Below are 22,359 nucleotides of genomic sequence, written 5' to 3'. Positions count from 1 at the left end.
GCTCTAGTACTCAGCACCATATAAAACACAAAACATAGTAAGGACTAACAATGCATAACAAAAAATTTATCAACCTCTCTGTGGCAGTAGCTGTTAGTAATGCCCTAATAAATGCTCAAGCTATAGCTCAAGAACCAAACGAAACAGAAATAATTCTAGTCAAAGGAATCAAAAGCAGTTTAGTAAAAGCGATAGACACTAAACGAGAAGCCCGGGGGGTTGTTGATTCCATTTCTGCAGAAGATATTGGCAAGTTCCCTGACCAAAACGTCGCAGAATCGTTACAAAGAATTCCGGGGGTTGCTATTGATCGTAGTGGCGGTGAAGGCCAAAGAATAACAGTTCGTGGATTTGGTCCGGAATTCAACAATGTATTGGTCAATGGCCGGACAATGGCAACAGAAAATCAAGAGCGAGACTTTAGTTTTGACACTCTAGCATCAGAGTTGATCAGCGGGACAGAAGTGTATAAAACATATTCAGCTGATATGACTGATGGCGGTATTGGCTCTACAGTTAACCTCATTACAGCAAGACCTTTTGATATTAGTGGTAGCAAATTTGTGTTCAGTGCAAAAGCCTTACATGAGGAATTATCCGGTAAAACTACACCTCAGTTTTCAGGTTTAGCTAGCGGTACATTTGCTGATGATACCCTTGGTCTACTAATTTCATTTTCACATCAAGAGCGAAAAGCTAGAGTCGATCAAGTTAATACAAGAGGTTTTTTAAACGACGTCGATTTATCGCACGTTGGGGGCGCTACAAGCTCATTTGTACAACAAACCAACGACCAAATTGTTGACTTTCAGGACAGAACTCGGACTGGAGGGACTGTCGTTTTGCAATACGCACCATCTGAAGATCTGACCATTACAGCTGACGCGCTCTATTCGGATTTTAACGTTGAATCTGATGCAACTTCAATTGGGCATTGGATGACCATGAGTGAGCTTTCAGATATCACCGTTGATGCCAACGGTACTGTCACCCAACTAACCCACAGCGATAACGGCGCGACGGATTTTGTCGCTAGAAGTTTCAACAGACCAACATCCACAAAAGGATTTGGTTTAAACGCCGAGTGGAAAATCTCAGACAAGCTAGAAATGCAATTTGATATATCCGAAAGCTCTGCCAAATCAGACAATGGCGGTAATGATATATTTGCAGTTATTGGTTTTAACAATAGTATTAGTTCGACCAATAACTCTGGAATCATCAAAGTTACAGGAATTCCGGAATTATCACCTTCTTTAGGTCGTGCTCACTTGGCAAATCGAGAAGGTTTAAAAATTGAAGATGATGTCTCTGAAATCAAAGTTGATGGTTCGTATTTCATTGAATTAGGACCACTTACTTCCATCAATTTTGGCGTTGCGAGTTTAGATAGAGAAAAAGCAAACACCAGTTATGGAACAAACTCTAGCGTCTTATGCTTATATTGCGGTTACCCTATAGATGTCCCTGATAACTTGCTAACCTCTTTCACGCCAGACGGTTTTATGAGCGGTGAAGATACTGATGGCGTACCGACAAGTTGGCTAAGGTTTGATGGCGATGCTTATTTTGACTATCTTGAATCTGATGAAGCTGCAAGTGCTCGTGACCAAGCACTTAATTTAGAACCAGGTACTACTCGGGCAATTTTGGACGCTAACAATGGTTTTAGCCCTCAGCGACAGGCTGATTCATTTGCCATTGAAGAAAGTGTATTAGCTGCGTATGTCGACTTAGCCTTTGACGGCGAATTGGCCGATATGTTTTGGCGAGCCAATTTCGGATTGCGCTACACCGAAACAGATATGACAGCCAAAGGCCGTCAAATTGCCCTGCTTGCTCTGGAAGAAATTCCTAATGATGAAACACTATTGACCGCGGTATTCACAGAAAACGAAATAGCAGTAAATAAAACAAATTCATACTCAAATTTATTGCCTGCATTTAATTTCCAGCTAGACATCACGGATGATTTAATTGGCCGATTCGCTTATTCACAAACGATCACCCGTCCGACTATGCGCACTCTTGCACCAAGGACAAGTTATGATGTGTTAAGCCCAGGTGCTCTTCGAGCTAGTTCAGGCAATCCCGAAATAGACCTATACGAATCAACAAACTTTGATCTGTCTTTGGAATGGTATTTCAGTGACGTAAGTTATGTTTCAGCTGCATATTTCAGAAAGAGTGTCGATAATTTTATTGTTACTGGCATTCGAAAAGAAATCTTTAAGAACCCCAATACAGGAGAAGATATCACAGAGCCTGATGGGTCCGAAGCGTTATGGGACGTGGCTGGGTTTGTCAATTCTCCTGAAACACTTTCTGTTGACGGCCTAGAACTGTCCTACCAGCAAACTTTTGACATGCTGCCTGGTATTTTTAGCGGGTTAGGTGTATTTGCCAATATGACTATAGTTGATAGTGATACTGAAATTGATGTTAATAACCTCGAAGAATCATTCGCATTAACAGGCTTGGGCGACTCTCGTAACTTTGTTGTTTTCTATGAGAAAGATGCTTTGCAAATGCGTGTCGCTTTAAACCAAAGAGACGAATTTTTACAGACATTGAGAAACCCGACAGGCGGCGACCCAATTTTTGTTGAAGATTATAGCCAAGTAGACATGAGCGCGAGTTATGACGTTAGTGAAAATATCACGATATTTTTAGAAGGTCTGAATGTAACCGGAGAAAAGGTTAAATCAAAAGGACGTTTTGACAATCACTTTGTATCACTTGTGGACTCTGGCGCACGCTACACCTTTGGCATAAGGGCCAGCTACTAACTTAAGCATAAGTGCAGCACTAGTTAATGGATACTAGTGCTGCGATCTGCCCAATAAAAATGTACATCCTATTTAAACATTAATTCGAAGAAATCATCATGCCTCTACCAAATAGTATTCCGCCATATTTCTGGCAAGCGCCTGAACTCATCAATATTCATAGAATTGCATCTAGGCCAAGGTTAATCTCACAAAGCTCTATTGAGTCAGCAATATCGGGAGTTCCTGAAAACTCGCCTTTTTACATGCCATTAAACGGAGATTGGTATTTCAATTATATAGATAACCCAAACCATGCGCCGCAGGGGTTCGCAAGCGAACATTTCGATTTTTCAACTTGGGACACTATAAAAGTCCCATCAAATTGGACAATGCAAGACTATGGAAAACCTCATTACACAAATGTGCAAATGCCTTTTTCCGACTTTCCCCCAAATGTCCCCCAACACAACCCAACAGGACTTTATTACACCACTTTTAACATTAATGACGAATGGCACAAACGCAGAACAATTCTGCATGTTGGCGCTGCTGAAAGTGTATTGGCAATTTGGTTAAATGGTACATTTATAGGTTTAAACAAATGCTCACGCTTACCCGCAGAGTTCGATTTAGAAAACGCATTAAAAAAGGGAGAAAACATTTTAGCTGCAATGGTTGTCCAATGGTCTGACGCATCATTTATTGAAGACCAAGATCATTGGTGGATGGCAGGCATATTTAGAGAGGTTTTTTTACGCTCAACACCTAAAGTTAATATCGAAGACTTGTTTATTAAGCCTGTCTTGAATGACGATTTCACGTCAGCAACTTTGTCACTAAAGGCAAGACTAAAATTTCCTAGTACCCCCTTCGGCAACTGGCGCTTACGCGTTTCACTGTTAGATTATTGCAACAAACCGGTATTTGATGACGAATGGATAACGAACTTTGAATCAAAAACATACATTGAGCGTGAAGCTTGGTGGCAGATATCAACCGAACGCACTGTAACGCAACCAAACTTGTGGAGTCATGAAACACCAACATTATACAAAGTAGTTGTCGAGTTGATTGATGACAACGATGATGTGGTTGAAGTTGTCAGTCAATCAACTGGATTCAGGAAAGTTGAGATTAAAGATCGTTCATTATTGATTAATGGCCAACGCGTTATAATAAACGGCGTTAATCGCCACGACCACCACGATACTGATGGTAAGGCTTTGTCACGCGAAACTATGGAATTGGATGTATTAACAATGAAACGTTTCAATGTTAATGCAGTACGCTGTGCACACTACCCCAACGACAGCTATTTTTATCAGCTTTGTGATAAACATGGTCTATACGTCATAGATGAAACCGATCTCGAAAGTCATGCCTTTCGACTCAACTTATGCGATGAGCCTAGATATGCAGCGGCTTGGCTTGACCGTGGTATGCGAATGGTACAAAGAGACAAGAACCACCCTAGCATAATTTCATGGTCATTGGGTAATGAAGCTGGATACGGTTGTAACCATGATGCTTTGGCAGCTTGGATCCGAAAATACGATGATTCTCGAATCATTCATTATGAGGGCGCGACTAGAGATATGCACTGGGACGATAATTTTGACACTCAGTTTAGTGAAAACAGATCTCATCGACCAGATCATTTTTTAGCTACGGATTTAATTTGTCCAATGTATCCGTCACTAGAAAAATTGATAAAATTTTCAAATGAGTATACCGACCCTCGTCCCTGTATCCCCTGTGAATATTGCCATGCCATGGGTAATGCAAATGGTAATTTAAAAGAATATTTCGAATTATTTGAGACTATGCCTGGTCTGCAAGGCGGCTTTATTTGGGAATGGATTGACCATGGAATAGTCAAGCAGAGCACAAATAATGAAAAGTATTGGGCGTATGGTGGTGATTTCAATGACAATCCAAATGACATTAACTTTGTTATTGACGGACTAGTTTGGCCAGATAGAACACCTCACCCAGCTCTATTCGAATTCAAAAAGCTAGCCCAACCAGTCACAATTAAACAGAATCCAGTTAACCCAACTGTTTTTACAATTACAAATAAACAATATTTCACAACCACTAGATGGTTAAAGTTTAGTTGGGTTGTCGAGTCTGAGGGTGTAGAAATTGCCAACAGCGAACACTCTGGCTTTACTATAGTTGAAATTGGCCCGAGACAATCTATCGAATACATATTACCCAAGCATATTTATGAGAATGCTTATGCTAATGCAAGAGAATCATTTATTCGCTTTAGCGTCACAGCCAGCCACAACACCAGTTGGTGCAAAGCCGGAGATGAAATAGCATGGGAGCAACATGCATTATGTCGAGCAAAAAATCAGCTATTGCCACACACCATTACGCCTTCTACCATTCAGGTTAAAAATGACGGTCAAATCTGCTGGAATGGAACTAAACTGCAAATGGATCTCAGCACTGGTTTGTGGCGTTCTTGGTATAAAGATAGCACTGAGTTACTTGCATCTGCGCCAATTTTAAACCTGTGGCGCTGCCCAATAGACAATGACGGATTGCGCTTAAAAAATGAAACTCGACCCAAGCCATTGGCAAACTGGCGCCGCCTAGGGTTGGACGATTACGATGTTAAACTGATTGGCTTGAAGCAGTCGTCTGAGCAAAATATATATTCAATAACTGTTGACCATGAAATTGTATTGCATAGTGGCAGTTCTGTTATCCAACAAACAATTTGGACATTCTTGAAAGATGGTTTGATTAAAGTTGACACTGTGGTCAAGATTGGACCTGAGATAACCGACCTGCCCAGGATTGGTATTCAGATGCAGTTGGCTAGTGGAATAAAAAATTGTGAATGGTATGGTATGGGTCCCCATGAATCTTATTGTGACCGTAAATCAGGCAATTGGATTAGTCGTTTTTCAAGTTCTGTGGCAGCACAATATGTCCCTTATATCTTACCGCAATCACATGGTAACCATACTGATGTCCGATGGCTTGAATTAACTCACGAAAACGGCTCTCGGCTGAAGTTTACCTTTCCTGAACCTCTAAATGTTTCAGTAAGTCACTTCACCGACAAAGACCTAGAAAATGCACGTCATACAATTGACTTAAAACCACGCCAAGAAACAATAGTAAATATTGACTACAAGCAACGTGGTTTAGGTAACGCAGCTTGTGGACCAGATACACTTGAACAGTATCGAATAACATCGGGAGTTTATCACTTCCAGTACTTCTTAGAGGTTTAAATAAATATAATGAAAGATATTCAAAATACTTATCTGTCTATATCTGAGAAGATTGCCTACGCCGCAGGAGATGTGGCGGTTAATTTCTTTTTTAAGTTTTTTCAATTTTTTCTGTTTTATTACTACACTGATTCCGTGGGGCTTTCTGCTGGTGTCGTTGGTAGTATATTTTTACTGTCGCGGTTACTAGATATGGTAACAGACCCGGCGATGGGAGCCATAGCTGATCGAACGAAAAGCAGGTGGGGGAGCTATCGGCCATATTTGCTTTTTGTCGCGATTCCATACGGTGTTTGCGGCTATTTAATGTTCTTAAATCCCGACTTGTCAAACGAAGGAAAAATCATTTATGCATTCGTCACCTATTCACTAATGATGCTGGCTTTTACCGCTATAAACATTCCTTATGCTTCGTTATCCGGTGTAATGACCCCATCCTCATATGAAAGAACAACGCTATCTGGTTATCGATTTGTTGGTGCTTTTTCTGGAGGCTTGCTTTTGACATTACTAATTCGCCCATTAGTTTCAGCACTTGGTGCAGACAATGAAGCGGAAGGTTTTAGACTAACAATGGCTCTGTTTGCGATAATTTCAATCATCTTGTTTTGGTGCACCTTCTTGTTTTGCAAAGAAAGAGTTAAACCAGCGCTTGAACATAAACCGACAATAAAAAAGGATATAAATAGCCTGCTTAAAAACCGACCGTGGCAATTATTGACCTTATCATATATTGTCCATGGGATTTACTTCACAATTAACGGGGCAGTAACACTCCACTTCTTTAAATATTGGATTGGTGATGATGGCACAGCTGTTTTGGGTCCTTTTGATCTATCAACCTTGTTCTTAGCAGTTGGATTGCTGTTTAGTGTAATCGGCGCTGCGGTACCTAAATTTTTGAGTGCACATATCGATAAACGTATGTTAGTCATTTATGCTGCATTAGTGAACTGCATTATTATGGCCAGTTTTTATTTTATTAAAGACAGCAGTCTAACCTTGTTGTTTGTGTTTCAAGCTATCAACGGTATAGCTGTTGGTTTCATTCCAGTGCTGCAATGGTCAATGTATGCCGACACTGCTGATTATGGTGAATATAAGCATCACCATAGAAATACAGGTGTCATTTTTTCAGCTGCCCTTTTTGGTTTGAAACTAGGGCTGGCTGTTGGCGGTGCGTTGGCTGGTTGGATTCTCGCTGCTTATGGTTTTGTAGGAAATGTAGCTCAAGATGAGCAAGCTAAGCTTGGAATTTTACTATGTTTTAGCCTGATTCCAGCACTTTTAGCGTTTTTAAAAGTTGTAATAATGTATTTTTATCCGCTGAGAGATAAAACCATGTTAGAGATTGAACTAGCTCTAATTGAACGCAAAGGTGACTTACATGCTCCAAGCAGTTAAAAATAACATCTAGCCCAATTGTAAATGAGTCAAGTTAATGCCCAACACTTTGTCATTGGGCATTTTTCTATTTTGATAAAAAAGCTCCCTATCTAGAGTTATAACCTCCTAGTTACAAGCATCCCATAAAGTATCAAAGCACAATGGTTAACTTTTTGCTGTAGCAGCTGAAAACTAAAACTTAAACCTCACACCAACATTCACGGTAAAACCATCATTGCGCGACCAAATATCTGTCGTCCACCGGCCACTTTCGGCTTGCTCGGGCAACAATAATGGGTGCTCTTTGGTTTGACGAATATCCAGTAAGTTTTCGGCATTAACAAACCAACTAAAGCGACCTAGGGTGATTTGCCCTAACAAACCTAAATGCCAATAGGGTTTACTTTTATTTAGGTATGGGTTGTTCGCTAAGTGCTGCGTGCCTGTATAGTAAGCTTCAAAACCTAATAAATGACTGCCGTGTTCTTCCCACATAACCACCATACCAGCGGAGTGCTGAGGGCTTAACGTAAGTGGCTCTCGCCCATCACCTTGCTCTGATACCTTTGTGGCGTCTGTATACAAGTAACTACCGGTAAACTTAATATCCTGCCACTTATAGCGTAACAAAAGTTCCGCACCACGAATTTGCGTTTCCCCCTTGGTGTTCACTATTTGCATTTCTTGCAACTCAGTTACTTGGCTAATGTTCGACGCAAATAAAGTCATGCTCGCCTCGCTGCTACCCACAGCATAGCTGACATCGACTGATGCGGTTTCAGCGCGCTCTTCATCTAAATTATTCAGTGGTGATAATTTAGATAAACCAACTTCGTCTATGTCTTCAATAAATGGACTGGGGGCAAAAAAGCCTTTTCCGTAGGCCCCTCTAAAAGTCCAATTGTCTGGATTATACAAAATTGAAACTCTTGGGCTAAATTGGTTGCCATATACATTGTGCCAATCTGACCGAGCGCTTAAAGATAACGAAATATCTTCTCTTACTTCATAATCTAATTGCGAGAATAAGCCAGGTACTTGATAGTTGTAGTTAAACTCAGGAAAGGTTTTTGAACTAAACTGCTCTGATTGATAAGCAACTCCCAGCAGCCAAGCCGTTTTATTGTTATAACCAGCCAAGCTAGATTCAATTAAATAACTTTGATGTGCATCGTCTTCGTAAACTGTGCCATATTGGTGTTGATGCTGCTGATCCATTGCTGAGCCGCGCACATTTACACTCAAGTCATCGCCAATTGGCCTGTCGTAAACAAAACCAATATCTGTACGTTGGCTATCTTGGTTAAGTTGATATTGTTCGCCATTTGGTAGTTGGCCATTGTTAGTTGTACCTGCATTTCGTTTCTCAGACATAGCACCTAGGGTGACATACAAATTGTCATCGTGCTCACCTTGCCAATAAAAACGCGGTCTGATACTCGTTCTTTCATAACCTGCAATATCAATCCAACCATCGTCATCTAAATCTTGGGTTTGTTGGAGATGAATACCACCAGTTAACGAGGCACTAAAATTATCAGTCAGAGGTGATGCTAGATACGTGGTTAAATCTTGGCCATTTTTTGAGGTTAGGTTAGCCAGCACTTCACCTTGAAATTTTTTAGACGGGGTGCGCGAAATTAAATTGATCACACCACCTAAAGCCGAGCCACCATACAAAGATGACGCCGAACCTTTAATTATTTCCACATTAGCTAAATCGGTCGGTGGAATTTGTAACAAACCAATTGATGCGGTTTGCCCGCCATATAATGGTAAGCCATCGCTTAATAATTGAGTATAACGACCGTACAATCCTTGCAATCGAATATTAGCACTGCCCAATGACGGTGAGGTGGTTTGCACCCGCACCCCACCGGTTTCTGCCACTAACATAGAAATATTGCCAGGGCGCATGATAGCTTTTTCTTGAATTTCTTCGCCATTAATTAATTCAATTCGTGTGGCCGACTCTGTGACAATTCTGCCTAGCCTAGAAGCTCTAACCTGAATTGTTTCTATATTCGACTCTTCGTGGTGGTGTTCATCATGGTGATCATCTGCATTAGCCTTTACTAACCCAGGCATTAACAGCATACATATAGCTGCACTAACTGATATTTTTCGCATTTTAACCTCAAAATATGGGTTTACATTTGGCAACAGTTCGCTGCTGCACATTTAAATTTTTCGGTGAATTTTGGGTAGAAAAACCCTTATGCGGCTAAAATGGGGGGACGAAATGGCTGTGTCGAATAGTTTGGTAATTGCACCAAAGGCAATAAACGAATTCGGTTAGGTGCGTTAGTTTGTATCGATGTTAGATGTTGTTCGATTATATATACAGCTGATTGGCACGACCCTTTAGCGCAGTCGCAGCTGGCATCGCAGCAGTCGACATCACAACAATCATGCGTCTCTGCTTCGCTATCCTGATGAGTCTCTTGGTTTAAGGTTTGATGTTCATTTGTCTCTGAATACATTTCATCGCATTTTTCAAACGCCATAGGCGCCATTGCCTGCCCGTTAAAGGCAATGCAAAATATTGAAAAAACAACCACTATCAGACGAAACTTAACCATAAACGCTCTTTTGTTGAAACAAACGCATTATATACCCAAACAGCTTGTAGATGCGATATTTCTGACGCTGAGTTTTACATATCTAAAATTTGTATTAGGTCGAGATTGCACGAATATTCAAATACATAACGATAAAAAATCTAAAGTTTTTAAAATTGGCTTTTGGTCTAAATTAGAGCAATTAATAGTAAAAAACCTTGCAGGTAACAAATAAAGGCATAAAGTATAGACAATGGTTAACAATAAACATAAAACACAATGAATTACATAGCATTAAATTGGGACATATTAATTCGTGCAGTTTTTCCCTTTACTGCAGCTAATGTCTACTCAATCGTGTTAATTTATTTCACGCTCGTGAGATACCGCATCGGTTCTGCCTATCCTTGGTATGCTATTTTTATTGTGTCTTTCACGTTATTTTTATGTGGACCTTTGGTCAATTTAATGCCAGTTGAAGAAGCTCGGCGCTGGTTTGACTTAATGAGAAATGTTGTGCTTTTTACTTTTGGTATGCCCGCGCTTATTTATGGTCTATGTATTCAAGCCAATATAACTAATGCTCGTAAAGCCATTTATTGCCTTGCGCTACTAGGGTTTTGCTGGAGCCTATTTTTTGCGTTCGCTCCACCATTTTATATGGATCACTTACACAAAACTAAGTGGTTACATTTATTAAGTGGCGTAAGCAAACAACAAGTTTATTACAGTCAAATAGCGTTAATTAGCGTTCAACTGTTGCTACCTTGCTTATTTTTATTACAACAATCGCTAAAACAAGCTGTGAAATTACTTATCCTTGGTGTATTGCTATTATTTACCGCTATGACCATCGGATTATCAACTGAACAATGGGCAATTTATTATGGTGGTTCCGCCTTTACAGCAATTGTTTGGATTGTCGCTGTTTATAAAGATATCCAAATTACCAATCACAAAATAAAACAACACCACCTACATCAAAACTCAATGGCGTTGGCTCAATATACAGCGCCGACCCCAACTAATTTTGTTGATTACTACCCAAACAAAATAAATGAAGATTACCCGTTTAAAGAACGCGAAGCTTTGTTGGAAGCCGTTAACCATGGACATATAGGTGTTGTTGCTGAAAAAGTTGAAAAGTTAACTTCAGCCTTATCTGCTTTTGCACAAAATAGTTTAGATACTTTTAAAGTCAGAACTAAAGAAATACTTTTTATGATGTTTGACGCGGCTATATTTGACAGTGGAAATGCACAAACCCTAATTAATCGTTTGCAACAAGCCGGCACAAATATTGACAAAGCAACTGACTTTTTAGCAATTAACCAGCTGCTATTAAGTGAAGCCACGGCTTTAGCCTCAGAGCGTGACAATGTAATTGACAGTAGCGCAGATAAGCGCTTAGTTGAGTCGATCAAAACCTATATTCTAACCAACTATGACAGCGACATTATTCTCAACAATGTCGCTGACAATGTAGGCTGCAGTCGCTCACACGTCACTAAAGTGTTTAAAAATGTCACTTCACAAACTATATTGCAATATTTAGTAGACGTCAGGGTACATAAAGCCAGAACCTTACTACTAACGAAAAGTGTAACCGAAACAGCTTATGAAGTGGGTTTTAATAACTCAGCCTATTTTTCCACTGTATTTAAAAAACAAACCGGATTAACCCCGAAAGAATATCAGGCCAACTCTGTTGCTCACTCTACATTATAAACAGCCCTGTCTTTCGCATCCGCTTTGTTTTTCTCAAATAGCTGATTATAAAAATCATCGCGGGCTTTTTTATATTCCCATGACTGTAGCAGTATGTTATTGATATTTTTGCTGTTCCATTGGTTCCACAGTTTTGCTAATTCAGCTTGTTGTTGTGGTTCTTGGTCAACAATATTGTTTTGCTCATATGGATCATTAACCATATCAAAAAATGACCGGCCTACATTTGGCAAAGGTTGATTCATATATTTTGCGCTTTCTGTTCTTACCGCCCAAATATGATCTGCTTCTTCTAAGCGCCAGTACAAAGCTTGATGTGGTGAATCAGTTTTTTGTTGAGTCATATAAGGCTCTAAATTAACCCCTTCTAACAAACCATCACTTGCATCCGCACCAGCAATTGCGACAGAAGTAGCGGCAATATCTAGCGCCGACACTAATCCATCAAATTCAAAACCCTGTTTAATTTTTGCAGGCCAATGAGCAATAAATGGTACATGTATACCACCTTCTAATAATGCAACTTTGCCGCGTCGAAACGGACTGTTATCAGACCAATCAAAGGTTGGCAACCATTCTTCAGGGTAAACACCACCATTGTCAGACAAAAAGAATATAAGTGTATTTTCTAGCTGATTAGTTCGTTTTAACGCATCAACCAATAAACCAATGCCTTGATCCATTTCATCAATCATTGCAGCGTAAATACGACGTTCTTTGTCTTGGATATGTTTGTATTTGGCAATGGTTTTTTCTGGTGCTTGTAATGGCGTATGTGGCGCGTTATACGACATATAAATCATAAAAGGATTATCTTGCGCTTGTTCAATAAATTTAACCGCATCTTTACTCAAAGCTGTTGTTAAATATTCATCAAACTCGGCTACCCCAGTATTACGCATAATAGGTAACCAATAACCGTCGGTACCTATATGCACTTCACCTGGCATATACTGGTGGCCTCCATCTAAAAAACCATAAAAATAATCAAATCCACGTTTATTTGGCTGAAAATGCGGCGCCCCACCTAAATGCCATTTACCAAAAATAGCGGTTTTGTAACCAACTTCTTGCAAGCGTTTTGCGAAAGTTTTTTCGGTTAACGGTAAACCCATATGCTTATCGTCAGGAGAATATGACACATTATTCTCCATACCAAAACGAGCTTGATGACGTCCAGTTAACAAACCAGCACGAGACGGTCCGCAGTATGGATGAGTAACATAGCCGTTATTAAATATCACGCCGTTATGAGCCAGCTTGTCGATATTGGGGGTTTTGATATCTTTTGCGCCAGTAAAACCAACATCCCGATATCCTAAATCATCGGCTAAAATAACCACAATATTCGGTTTTTGTTGAGCTTGGGCACAGCCGATAAAGCTTAAAACAAACAGCCAAGCCAAACCTATTTTTTTATAATTTAACTGCATCATATTATTTACCTATTGAGTATTACTTGTTTGTAGTTAATCTGCGATATGCGTTCTAAATTTGTCCATTCGTTGCATTGCGTCTCCTTCATATTGGCGTTTTAATTGCCACAGAGGTCTTTCTAAAGTGAGCTCCCATGCAAATAATTTTTTATATAAATCAACTACTTTTTCTGGATAATGTTGAGCTAAATTAACTTTTTCTGATTGGTCTTCTACCAAGTTGTATAACTCTGCCGGCCTGTCTGGATAACGCAGTAATTTCCAGTCGCCGTCACGAATGGCGGCTCTGTTTTCTTTTTTCCAATAAAGAGCCTGATGTGGTCTTTCAGACAATTTCGTTTTGCGATTGTTAGTTAAGTAAGGCAATAAATTCACTCCATCAATATCAGCCAATTGTTGAGAATGACCACCAGCGGCTTGATAAAAAGTTGGTAATAAATCTAACGTAATAACGGGTTGGGAATACACTTGCTGCTTAGGCAATTTATTTGGCCAACGCATAATAAAAGGCACACGAATGCCCCCCTCAAGGTGATTAGCTTTAGTGCCACTTAACGGCGCATTATTTGACGCATTTTGATCAGTTGGCCCACCATTATCATTAGTAAAAACAACGAGCGTGTTGTCGGCTAAATTCAGCTGATCCAGTTTGTTTAACAAACGGCCAATTGCTCTATCCATGGACAAGGTCATTGCCGCAAGCGTTTTGCGTGTACCTTGTAAATTAGGATATTGCGCTAAGTCGGCTTCTTCCGCTTCCATTGGTGCATGCACAGCAGTCAAGGATAAAAATGCAAAAAATGGTTTAGCTGTTTGAGTTTTGTTTAATTGATTTTGCTGTATAAAAGCTATGGTTTTATCAACCAATGCATCAGTCAAATATCTCGGGCTTTCCTCAAAATTCCCAAACCCTTCTTCTAAATAGTCTTCCGGTCGATAATTTGGGTTGTTTTCTCCGAAAGGGAAATAACTACGCGCTCCACCACGAAAACCATAAAAATAGTCGAAACCGCGTTTAGTTGGATGAAACCTATCCGCATTACCTTGATGCCATTTGCCAATAAGGGCTGTGGTATAACCCAATTCTTTTAAGTATTGCGGTAGTATTTTTTGCTCTAACGGCAGCCCCATATCATCACCAGTGATACCGGAAGCACTCATATATCCAGGGACATTATTTTCTTCATAACCGAACTTTTGTTGGTACTTACCCGTTAAAATACCAGCGCGTGAAGGGCCACATACAGCGGCACTGACATAAGCGTTCGAAAATAAAATACCCTGTTTAGCAAGTTGGTCTAAATTAGGTGTATGCATGGTTTGGCTACCGTGAAAGCCAAAATCGTGGTAGCCAGCATCATCGGCCAAAATAAATAATATGTTGGGTTGTTTACCAACAGCCTTGGCCATTAACTCTGGATGAAAAGCCACTAAGGCTAGAATGAGTAACCCCAAATTAATAATGATCGATTTTTTACCTGAATGACCTGACTTCACCTACACACCTCAAATTGTTTATTGATGACAATAATACTTTATGACAGATTTGTAGAATAAAGGCTTTAAAAATTGGCCATAAGCTATTTAAAATCAGCCAAAAGATTAATTAAATGTAACTAATACATAATTTTAGCTAAATAAAATTTAATTTTTGGTTAAAAAACAAACGGATGTTGTTGGAGTGATATTGAAATGGTAAAAAAAGCGTCCCTGCTAATTGCTCATCACACGAGCACGACTACTAAAGCGTCTACTAACTAATAGTGCCAAAAATTTAATTAGCTATTTAAAAGCCTGTTGATACAAGTGCGCATCCATAATTGCACCTGGGTGTTGCACAACTTCTCTGGCAACACTATCCGCATTGTTAATTGCTTGTAATACTGAGTTACCAATAATTCGTGAAACTAAATAAGTGCCAGCAAAAGAATCACCTGCCGCGGTTGAATCTAGTTGATTCGGTGCTGGGTTAAATGGCACATGGCAATCATCTTCAGCGGCCGAATAACCGTACACACCTTGTATGCCTGCTTTAATTACAAACTCGTTCGTACCTAGCTGGAGTAGGTAATTTTTAACAGCATCTACTGTGTTATGGCTAAACAAATCTTGATGCTCATCCAATCCTGGTAGTGCAATATCAGCCAATTGATATGCCTTTTCAATCCACTCCATTGCATGCTGTTGGTCGCGCCACATACGTGGACGATAATTAGGATCAAATGCAATTTTGCAACCTTGCGCTTGTACTTGTTGAAGAATTTCAAGCAGTTTGCTTTTATTTGCATCGGTCAAAATGGCCAAAGATATCCCACTAAAAAATACTATATCAGCAGTTGGCAACTGTGCAGCACCACCACTTGCTAGTAACAAATCAACCATTTGTGTTGCAGCCGACTCTTTACGCCAGTAGGTGAAAGAGCGCTCGCCATTTTCATCTGTTTGAATGGCGTAAATGCCAATATTGGCGTTGCTACTTTGCAAAACAGCCTGAGTTGTTATTTGCTCATGCGCTAAATAATCACGCATTTTTTGACTAAAAATATCTGAGCCTAATGCGCTAAAATAACTCACATCTGTTGCAGGTGACCAACGCTTGGCATAAATACCCGCGTTGAGTGTATCACCAGCAAATTTTTGGATAAGATTGCCGTCGGCTGCGTATTTAAATTCAACCATACCTTCGCCGACAACCAACAACCTATTCATATCATTACCTTTTTAATTACCAAAGTGTCGGTTTAGTTGCTGTTTTGAAAAGTACCAGCATCGAGAATTTGGCGCTTAATACGGTAACGACAGATATAGTTCCAATTCCAGCTGTCGTCATACTTGTGGCATAAACCCCACTCTAATCCAGGTGCTGCAATTTCTTTTCCTTCAGGATCACGATAAATACCCAAAGCTTCAGGCGCGCCTTTGATGTGCGACATAATTTCAAAGTTAATGCCATCGGCTGCCCATTGAATGGTGTTTTTTTCCGGGCCATCGGTTGTGATCAGTGACGCAATGCCACCGTTATAATTCCATACCGCCACTTCATGGCCAGAGTTAGATATTGGGTTATATTCAGACTTAACGTAAGGGCCTAAAATATTGTCTGCAATAGCGACACCATGTTTGATTTCACGACCGCCAAAGTTCATGCTTTCGCCCATAGTTTCACCTTTGTAATACAGATAAAACTTGTTATTTAACACCATTAAACAGGGATCATGTACTTTATGACTGTCGAAACTCCCTTTTGATTTAACATGAAATCTGTTGTCTTCGTCACCATCCCATTCACCATCTTTAGCAGGACTTAAAATAGGTGCGTCAGATTTATTCCAAGGGCCGAATGGCGAGTCAGCCCAAGCAATAGCAATTTCTTCATATTGTCTATTGGTATAAGGGAATTGCACGGTTTGATAGACTAAATAATATTTGCCTTGATGCGCCAAGACTTCAGGGGTAAAAACCGCTCTATCATCAAATCGACCAGCTTCACCTCGGCCAATTGCCATACCTTGCTCTTTCCAGGTATAACCATCAGCTGAAGTTGCGTGCCACACTTCAGTTAAGTCCCACGGAAATACTTTGTCTTCTGGGTTGCTGGAGCCAAAACCAAGGGTTTCGCCTTGCCCCTTGGTATACCAAACGTGGTAAAGACCATCGACCTCAATGACGGCTGTTGGGTCTCGTCGAATAATGCCTTCTTCAAATGCAAAATCACCAAATAAAGGTTCTACTTCAAACTCAATCAACCATTGAGAGTCTTTTTCATCATAGCCACGCTCTAGCGCGCGTTTACTGGCTAAACTCAATTTTTGTTCAGACATTTAATTCACCACTTTACACTTGGATACCAAGTCATATTTTTCACTTGAATTGGCAATATACACGAGACAAAACAAATTGTACATTGTTAACAATAAATCATTCCGATATAAAATGCCAATTCTCGCACTAGACCTTATTCACTATCAATAATGATAGTTTGTGTTGGATAATTTTCTGCTGATACTTTCACTCTAATAGTGCCTGATTGCTTGGTCGATTGGATAATTGCCAACGCCCTACCGCGTTTGGTCACTATTTTATTTGATTGAAAGTCTTGAATATTGTCTGGAGCACCATTGTCGACACCAAGTAACTTGGCTGGGCCTGTTATTTCGAAGTTAACTTGTGTTTCATCTGTGGTAACTGCCCGGCCCGCTTTGTCACGCAATTGCACCACCAGATGCGCGACATCGTAGGCATCCGCCGCTAGGGCATTTTTATCTGAGGTTACACTCAATTTCACAGGTGCAGTGGTAGTGGTCAGTTGCACTTGTTGTTCCTGCCCCGAAAATCCAGCACGAGCGGTTAAAGTGCCAGGCTGGTAAGGCACAACCCAACGCATCACCCGGTTAACACTTTCTGACATACTCCGAAACCCTAACGAACGGCCATTTAGCAGTAATTCAACAGTTGCATGATTAGATGCCACCTCAACCAACACGGGTTCACCAATTTTATAATTCCAATGCAGATTAGAATCTCGCCATGCATAACTAGCCCCCCAGCCGTTTGAATCTTCGGCTAATGGCAATGCTAATCCAGACAGTTCATCTTGTTTAAAGCCAGATTCAGCCAAAGGTAATGTTCCTAGCGACAAATGCGGCTGATTAACCCAAATACTTTTAAAGTAGTTCCAGCCTTGGCGTTTAAAACCGGCTAAATCTAAAATATCACCCCAGCCGCTTTTTTCTGGCCATTTATTATGGCGCTCGCCCATATAGTCTATGCCAGTCCACATAAAGATACTGAATACACCTGGGTGTTCTAATACCATTTTCCAGTCATTCCATAAACCTGGGTTTTCATTGATGGTAATTAATTTGTCTGGGAAATGTTTCTGAGCCCATGGAATGGTAATGTTGCGATAGCTAAAACCAATAATATCCACCACATCCGCATAACCTGTAACCAAACTGACTTGTGGAATAATCATGTTGGTGGTAACAGGTCTTGTATCGTCTAATTCTCTTGTCCAATCTGCGAGTTTTTTTGCAGTTTCATGCAGTTTGTATTGGCCTTTTTCCGACTCTTCATACCTTTGTTTTAATTCCGCCGGGCTAAATTTTGGCAATCCGCCCCAAAAATTATCATTGTCTAATTCTGGTTTGCTTGGATCCCAATAACCTGTGACATAACGGTAGTTTAAATAAGTCCACTCAATTTCGTTACCTATACTCCACTGGACAACACTCGGGTGATTACGATCACGCAACATAGTGCGGGTTAAATCACTTTTTGCCCAAGTTTGAAAATGCTCGGTATAACCGCGTGATATGTAGTCGTTGTGACGGTCATTTTTGTTTAGTCGTTTATCTTTTGGGTAATCAAACTCATCAAAAAACTCATTTTGTACTAACAAACCAAGTTCATCACACAGGTCTAAAAACTCTTCTGAAAACGGGTTATGTGCGGTACGAATTGCGTTAACACCACTGGCTTTTAATATTTTTAACCTACGCTCCCATACACCTTTAGGTACAGCAGCACCAACTAAACCGCCATCATGGTGAAGACTAACGCCCTTCATAAGGGTTGGTTGGCCATTTAAGAAAAAGCCTTTACCCGCTTGAAACTTGATATCTCGTACACCAAAGTTTGTGGTGTATGCATCAAGCTGTTTGCCATTAATATTTATATAAGTAATTGCTTTATATAGATTAGGGTTTTCTGTATCCCAAAGTTTTGGGTTATATATGTTTAAACTCTGCTTTACGGTGTCTGATGAATGTTCAGCTAACTGCACTTGACTTGCAATTTTGCCCACGGTGCGGCCTTGGTCATCAACTATCTTAGTGGTTAATTCAAATTCAACATCTGTGGCAAAATTATTTTGCACTTGTACAGCCAAATCAACCTGAGCTTTGTCGGTGGATATTTCAGGTGTAGTGACAAAGGTACCCCAAATTGGAATATGCAGTTTATTGACAGTGACCAATTTTACATTGCGATAAATACCACTCCCTGTATACCAACGACTGTCAACATAGCGCGAGTGATCAACATGCACAGTAATAATATTCTCTTTACCGTCTGTATATAACTTGTCAGTTAAATCCCAATAAACGGGTGAATAACCATAGGGGTTTTGTCCAAGTTTTTCGCCGTTTAGCCAAAAAGTCGCATTGTTGTACACGCCATCAAACAACACAAACACGTTAAATTCGTTTGGATTGGCCGGAGTTTTAAAATGCTTTTGATAAATACCGACACCACCGGGCAAATAACCTGTTGCGCCCTCCCATTTTTTAGCAAAAGATGCTTCAACACTCCAATCGTGAGGCAGGCGAACATCGCGCCAATTGTCGTCTTGCAAGGGTATATTTCGCGGTAATTGAGTATCTTCAACTAATGTAAATTTCCAATCAAAATTAAAATCTGTTTCGCGTAATGTTTTATTGGCATTCGCAAAACTTAGTTGCGAAAACCCCAATAATAAGCAGGTCCACAGTATATTCCTGAGCATGTGGCAATTCCTCATAAATGTATTTATGCGTAAGTTTTTAGTTAAAAACATATTAAATTGTATACAATATACAGTCAACACATTAACATGCCTATAAGAAACTTATTGGTAAATCAGTTTATATAAGGTTGTACACTATGCTTACTCGATGTCACGCTAAAATACCTTTGCTTGCAATTTGTTTAAGCTCAATGCTGAGTTTAGCCGCTTGTGGAGGTGGCTCCGTCAGCATTGACGATGAAAATAAAACAGAAGAAACACTGGATAGCACACCAGATAATTTTACCTTTGTGGCAGTAAAAGATATTGGTTTAAACGCTCAAGCTGAATCAAATCTCGTTGTTATCAAAGGCATAAATACTGCGATTGATATTTCCATTAGTGGCGGCGAGTATTCAATCAACGATGGTAGCTACACCAGCTTAGCCGGCAAATTAAACAATGGTGATTCACTTAAAATTAGAGTGTCTTCCGCCAATACTTATCAAACAGAATCTGTCGCTACTGTCAGCGTAAACGCTGTAAATAAAACATTCTCTGTGACCACAATGGCTCAGCCCATAGTCGACAACGACATAGTGCAAGTAAATGTTAAGTTAAATACCAAACACAGTGTTGGTGGCGTAGATAAATTTGAGCGTAAAAAATACATTAATATACATGCGTCTAGTTTAGAAAACGATTGGGGGCAAAACGATGTCCATAGTTTAAATGCGCCGAATGAACTGGGTGAAAATTTAATGCTCGACTTTATGCAAGGGTATGATGTGTATTTTGGCCGAGATACTGGCTCTATCGGTTGGAATTTACGTAATGTGTCTGAAGACGCAAATCGTCCAGGTTTTGTTGACGAAGCTTCAGGCAGCCAACGTGGAGGAGACGTAAAATGGGTTTACGACAATAACTCTGGATATAAGTATGTTAATGCGCGCTTGGTCGAAGATAGAATGCAAGACATGATAGCAGGCGGTCAACAACATCCTTACTGGCCAGAAGGCACATTGATTAATCCTGTTAATGGCGATCCAGCTTGGGCATTTTCACAAACTGACACAGCACAAGAGCCGTTTGGTACAGCGACTGGACATTACATGTCGCAATTTTTAGCGAAATTTTTCGCGCTAAATGACAATGACCTAGGCCAAGCTCAACCTGTCTATTTTGAGGTTATGAATGAACCTTTGTACGACTTAACAACCGACCGAGAAGGCCAAGCAGACTATGTAGAGCCGTTAAAAGTTTTTGAGTTTCACAATACAGTTGCTGCCGAAATCAGAAAGAATGCAGACAATGACAATGTCATGGTCGGTGGTTACACCATAGCTTTTCCAGATTTTGACAAAGACAACTTTAAACGCTGGGAAGAGAGAGACAAACTCTTTATTGATACCGCAGGCGACAATATGGATTTTATCTCGCTGCATTTATACGATTTTCCAACCTTTCAAAACAGCGAGCATTACCGCCGTGGCAGTAATTTAGAAGCCACCTTAGATATGCTAGAACATTACACCTATTTAAAATATGGTGCGGTAAAACCTATGTTGATTTCAGAAGTTGGTTCATCTGTTCATGCTAGGGTTAACCAAGCTTGGACACCGCAGCGTGATGCCGAAAAAGTACGTTCAATCACCACAATGAATACACAATTTTTGCAACGCCCAAACACGATTTTAAAAGTGATCCCGTTTATTCCAGTAAAAGCTGAATGGGGTCGACGTAATGTCAACGGCAACAGCATTGCATATTCAAGCCGTTTAATGATGCAACAAAAAGAACGTGACGGCTCAGACGATAATACTTGGGTCTACTCTGATCATGTTTATTTTTACCAATTATGGTCTGAAGTGAACGGTACTCGTGTTGACACAAGCTCATCTGAAGTTGACCTATTAACTGAAAGTTATGTTGACGGCAATACTGCGTATGTTGTTTTAACCAATTTGGAATTTGATGATATAAAACTCGCGGTTAATACCCTTGGGATCAATAACAATGGTTTGCAGTCTGTTGGTTTTAAACTATTAAGTTACACAGACAATAACGAAACACAATTTACTGAGCAGTCCGCAACTGAACTGCCTGAAAATATCGAACTACCAGCTGAAGCAACTATGATAGTAAAACTGGTATACGCCAACGATATCAACATAACTGAGTCGACAACCGAACAAAGATATTATGCCACCAGCTATCAACAAGCAATTGTCGCTAATACCAGCATCAACTTTGCGTTTAACTCAGTACAACTAGGCACTGATGGGCAAGCAGTGTTGCGTTTAGGCTTAGGTAGAGACCACGGCAAATCGTTAACACCAGTTGTGAGAATAAATGGTAACAGTGTGACAGTTCCAAGCGACGTCCAAGGTTACGACCAACAACAAGGGAAAAATAGTACGGGTAGACCAAACTTTTTTGGTGTAGTGGAAATTCCAGTGACATACGACCAACTGCAACAAAACAACACTGTTACAGTGGAGTTTTCAGACACAGGTGGTTATGTCAGCTCTGCTGTATTACAAGTATTAACAGCAAACTAAAGCAACCTATCCATAATCCTAATGCAAGTGGCTCAAGTTTGAGCCACTTAACCATTCTTAAAACTGCAATTCTATTAACCTTCTTTAAAAGGTATCTCAAAATTAACTTTACAAACAAAAGTTAATTGTTAACAATAATCAAATAAACAGATCGTCGATATAGTTTTTAAAGCTCGAC

Annotated in this window: 12 protein-coding genes; 5 read left to right on the top strand and 7 right to left on the bottom strand. The window is 40.1% G+C overall.

Annotated features, from left to right (window positions below; genetic code table 11):
• Window positions 1-50 precede the first annotated feature (50 nt).
• From WSC_RS0100100 to WSC_RS0100090, 3 genes are all read left to right on the top strand, one after another.
• A complete protein-coding gene (locus tag WSC_RS0100100) occupies window positions 51-2,789 on the top strand; it encodes a TonB-dependent receptor (protein WP_016953871.1) in 2,739 nt (912 codons plus the stop codon).
• Between the two features lie 98 nt (window positions 2,790-2,887).
• Window positions 2,888-6,025: a glycoside hydrolase family 2 TIM barrel-domain containing protein gene (locus WSC_RS21415; protein WP_050996065.1), complete on the top strand. Its 3,138-nt coding sequence runs from the start codon at window positions 2,888-2,890 to the stop codon at window positions 6,023-6,025.
• A 9-nt stretch (window positions 6,026-6,034) separates the two neighbouring features.
• Window positions 6,035-7,429, top strand: coding sequence for an MFS transporter (locus WSC_RS0100090; protein WP_026016575.1), 1,395 nt, complete (start codon window positions 6,035-6,037; stop codon window positions 7,427-7,429).
• Between the two features lie 174 nt (window positions 7,430-7,603).
• Here WSC_RS0100090 and WSC_RS0100085 read toward each other — a convergent pair whose 3' ends face one another.
• Both WSC_RS0100085 and WSC_RS0100080 read right to left on the bottom strand, forming a co-directional pair.
• Window positions 7,604-9,541, bottom strand: coding sequence for a TonB-dependent receptor plug domain-containing protein (locus WSC_RS0100085; protein WP_026016574.1), 1,938 nt, complete (start codon window positions 9,539-9,541; stop codon window positions 7,604-7,606).
• 86 nt (window positions 9,542-9,627) lie between these two features.
• On the bottom strand, window positions 9,628-9,993 hold the full coding sequence (locus WSC_RS0100080; RefSeq protein ID WP_157447135.1) for a hypothetical protein: 366 nt from the start codon (window positions 9,991-9,993) through the stop codon (window positions 9,628-9,630).
• Between the two features lie 258 nt (window positions 9,994-10,251).
• On the opposite strand from WSC_RS0100080, the gene WSC_RS0100070 reads away from it, so the two are divergent.
• On the top strand, window positions 10,252-11,700 hold the full coding sequence (locus WSC_RS0100070) for a helix-turn-helix transcriptional regulator (protein WP_016953865.1): 1,449 nt from the start codon (window positions 10,252-10,254) through the stop codon (window positions 11,698-11,700).
• Here the strand turns inward: WSC_RS0100070 and WSC_RS0100065 are convergent.
• The 5 genes from WSC_RS0100065 to WSC_RS0100045 all read right to left on the bottom strand — a co-directional run bounded on the left by WSC_RS0100065 (window position 11,685) and on the right by WSC_RS0100045 (window position 19,641).
• Entirely contained in the window at window positions 11,685-13,136 is a 1,452-nt protein-coding gene (locus tag WSC_RS0100065; RefSeq protein ID WP_016953864.1) for a sulfatase family protein, read from the bottom strand. The genes WSC_RS0100070 and WSC_RS0100065 overlap by 16 nt on opposite strands.
• Before the next feature lie 33 nt (window positions 13,137-13,169).
• The gene (locus WSC_RS0100060) at window positions 13,170-14,633 is read right to left on the bottom strand and encodes a sulfatase-like hydrolase/transferase (RefSeq protein WP_016953863.1); all 1,464 of its coding nucleotides are present in this window, start codon (window positions 14,631-14,633) and stop codon (window positions 13,170-13,172) included.
• 285 nt (window positions 14,634-14,918) lie between these two features.
• Window positions 14,919-15,845, bottom strand: a complete 927-nt coding sequence (locus WSC_RS0100055; protein WP_016953862.1) for a sugar kinase — start codon at window positions 15,843-15,845, stop codon at window positions 14,919-14,921.
• A gap of 32 nt (window positions 15,846-15,877) precedes the next feature.
• On the bottom strand, window positions 15,878-16,957 hold the full coding sequence (locus WSC_RS0100050; RefSeq protein WP_016953861.1) for a glycoside hydrolase family 117 protein: 1,080 nt from the start codon (window positions 16,955-16,957) through the stop codon (window positions 15,878-15,880).
• Window positions 16,958-17,091: 134 nt separating this feature from the next.
• Entirely contained in the window at window positions 17,092-19,641 is a 2,550-nt protein-coding gene (locus tag WSC_RS0100045) for a glycoside hydrolase family 2 TIM barrel-domain containing protein (protein ID WP_016953860.1), read from the bottom strand.
• Window positions 19,642-19,778: 137 nt separating this feature from the next.
• Here WSC_RS0100045 and WSC_RS0100040 point away from each other — a divergent pair, with 137 nt between their 5' ends.
• A complete protein-coding gene (locus tag WSC_RS0100040) occupies window positions 19,779-22,181 on the top strand; it encodes a hypothetical protein (RefSeq protein WP_016953859.1) in 2,403 nt (800 codons plus the stop codon).
• The last annotated feature ends 178 nt before the right edge of the window (window positions 22,182-22,359 follow it).

It is taken from the genome of Catenovulum agarivorans YM01, assembly GCF_000281085.1.
Taxonomy (GTDB): Bacteria; Pseudomonadota; Gammaproteobacteria; order Enterobacterales; family Alteromonadaceae; genus Catenovulum; species Catenovulum agarivorans.
Note: the sequence above shows the minus strand (reverse complement) of the source record. Positions and strands in the feature narration are given on the sequence as shown.

Excerpts from the sequence above, each read along its gene's own strand:
- WSC_RS0100085 (WP_026016574.1), bottom strand. The coding sequence starts at position 9,541 with ATGCGAAAAATATCAGTTAGTGCAGCTATATGTATGCTGTTAATGCCT.
- WSC_RS0100070 (WP_016953865.1), top strand. The coding sequence starts at position 10,252 with ATGAATTACATAGCATTAAATTGGGACATATTAATTCGTGCAGTTTTT.
- WSC_RS0100090 (WP_026016575.1), top strand. The coding sequence starts at position 6,035 with ATGAAAGATATTCAAAATACTTATCTGTCTATATCTGAGAAGATTGCC.
- WSC_RS0100100 (WP_016953871.1), top strand. The coding sequence starts at position 51 with ATGCATAACAAAAAATTTATCAACCTCTCTGTGGCAGTAGCTGTTAGT.
- WSC_RS21415 (WP_050996065.1), top strand. The coding sequence starts at position 2,888 with ATGCCTCTACCAAATAGTATTCCGCCATATTTCTGGCAAGCGCCTGAA.
- WSC_RS0100045 (WP_016953860.1), bottom strand. The coding sequence starts at position 19,641 with ATGCTCAGGAATATACTGTGGACCTGCTTATTATTGGGGTTTTCGCAA.
- WSC_RS0100080 (WP_157447135.1), bottom strand. The coding sequence starts at position 9,993 with ATGGTTAAGTTTCGTCTGATAGTGGTTGTTTTTTCAATATTTTGCATT.
- WSC_RS0100050 (WP_016953861.1), bottom strand. The coding sequence starts at position 16,957 with ATGTCTGAACAAAAATTGAGTTTAGCCAGTAAACGCGCGCTAGAGCGT.
- WSC_RS0100055 (WP_016953862.1), bottom strand. The coding sequence starts at position 15,845 with ATGAATAGGTTGTTGGTTGTCGGCGAAGGTATGGTTGAATTTAAATAC.
- WSC_RS0100065 (WP_016953864.1), bottom strand. The coding sequence starts at position 13,136 with ATGATGCAGTTAAATTATAAAAAAATAGGTTTGGCTTGGCTGTTTGTT.
- WSC_RS0100040 (WP_016953859.1), top strand. The coding sequence starts at position 19,779 with ATGCTTACTCGATGTCACGCTAAAATACCTTTGCTTGCAATTTGTTTA.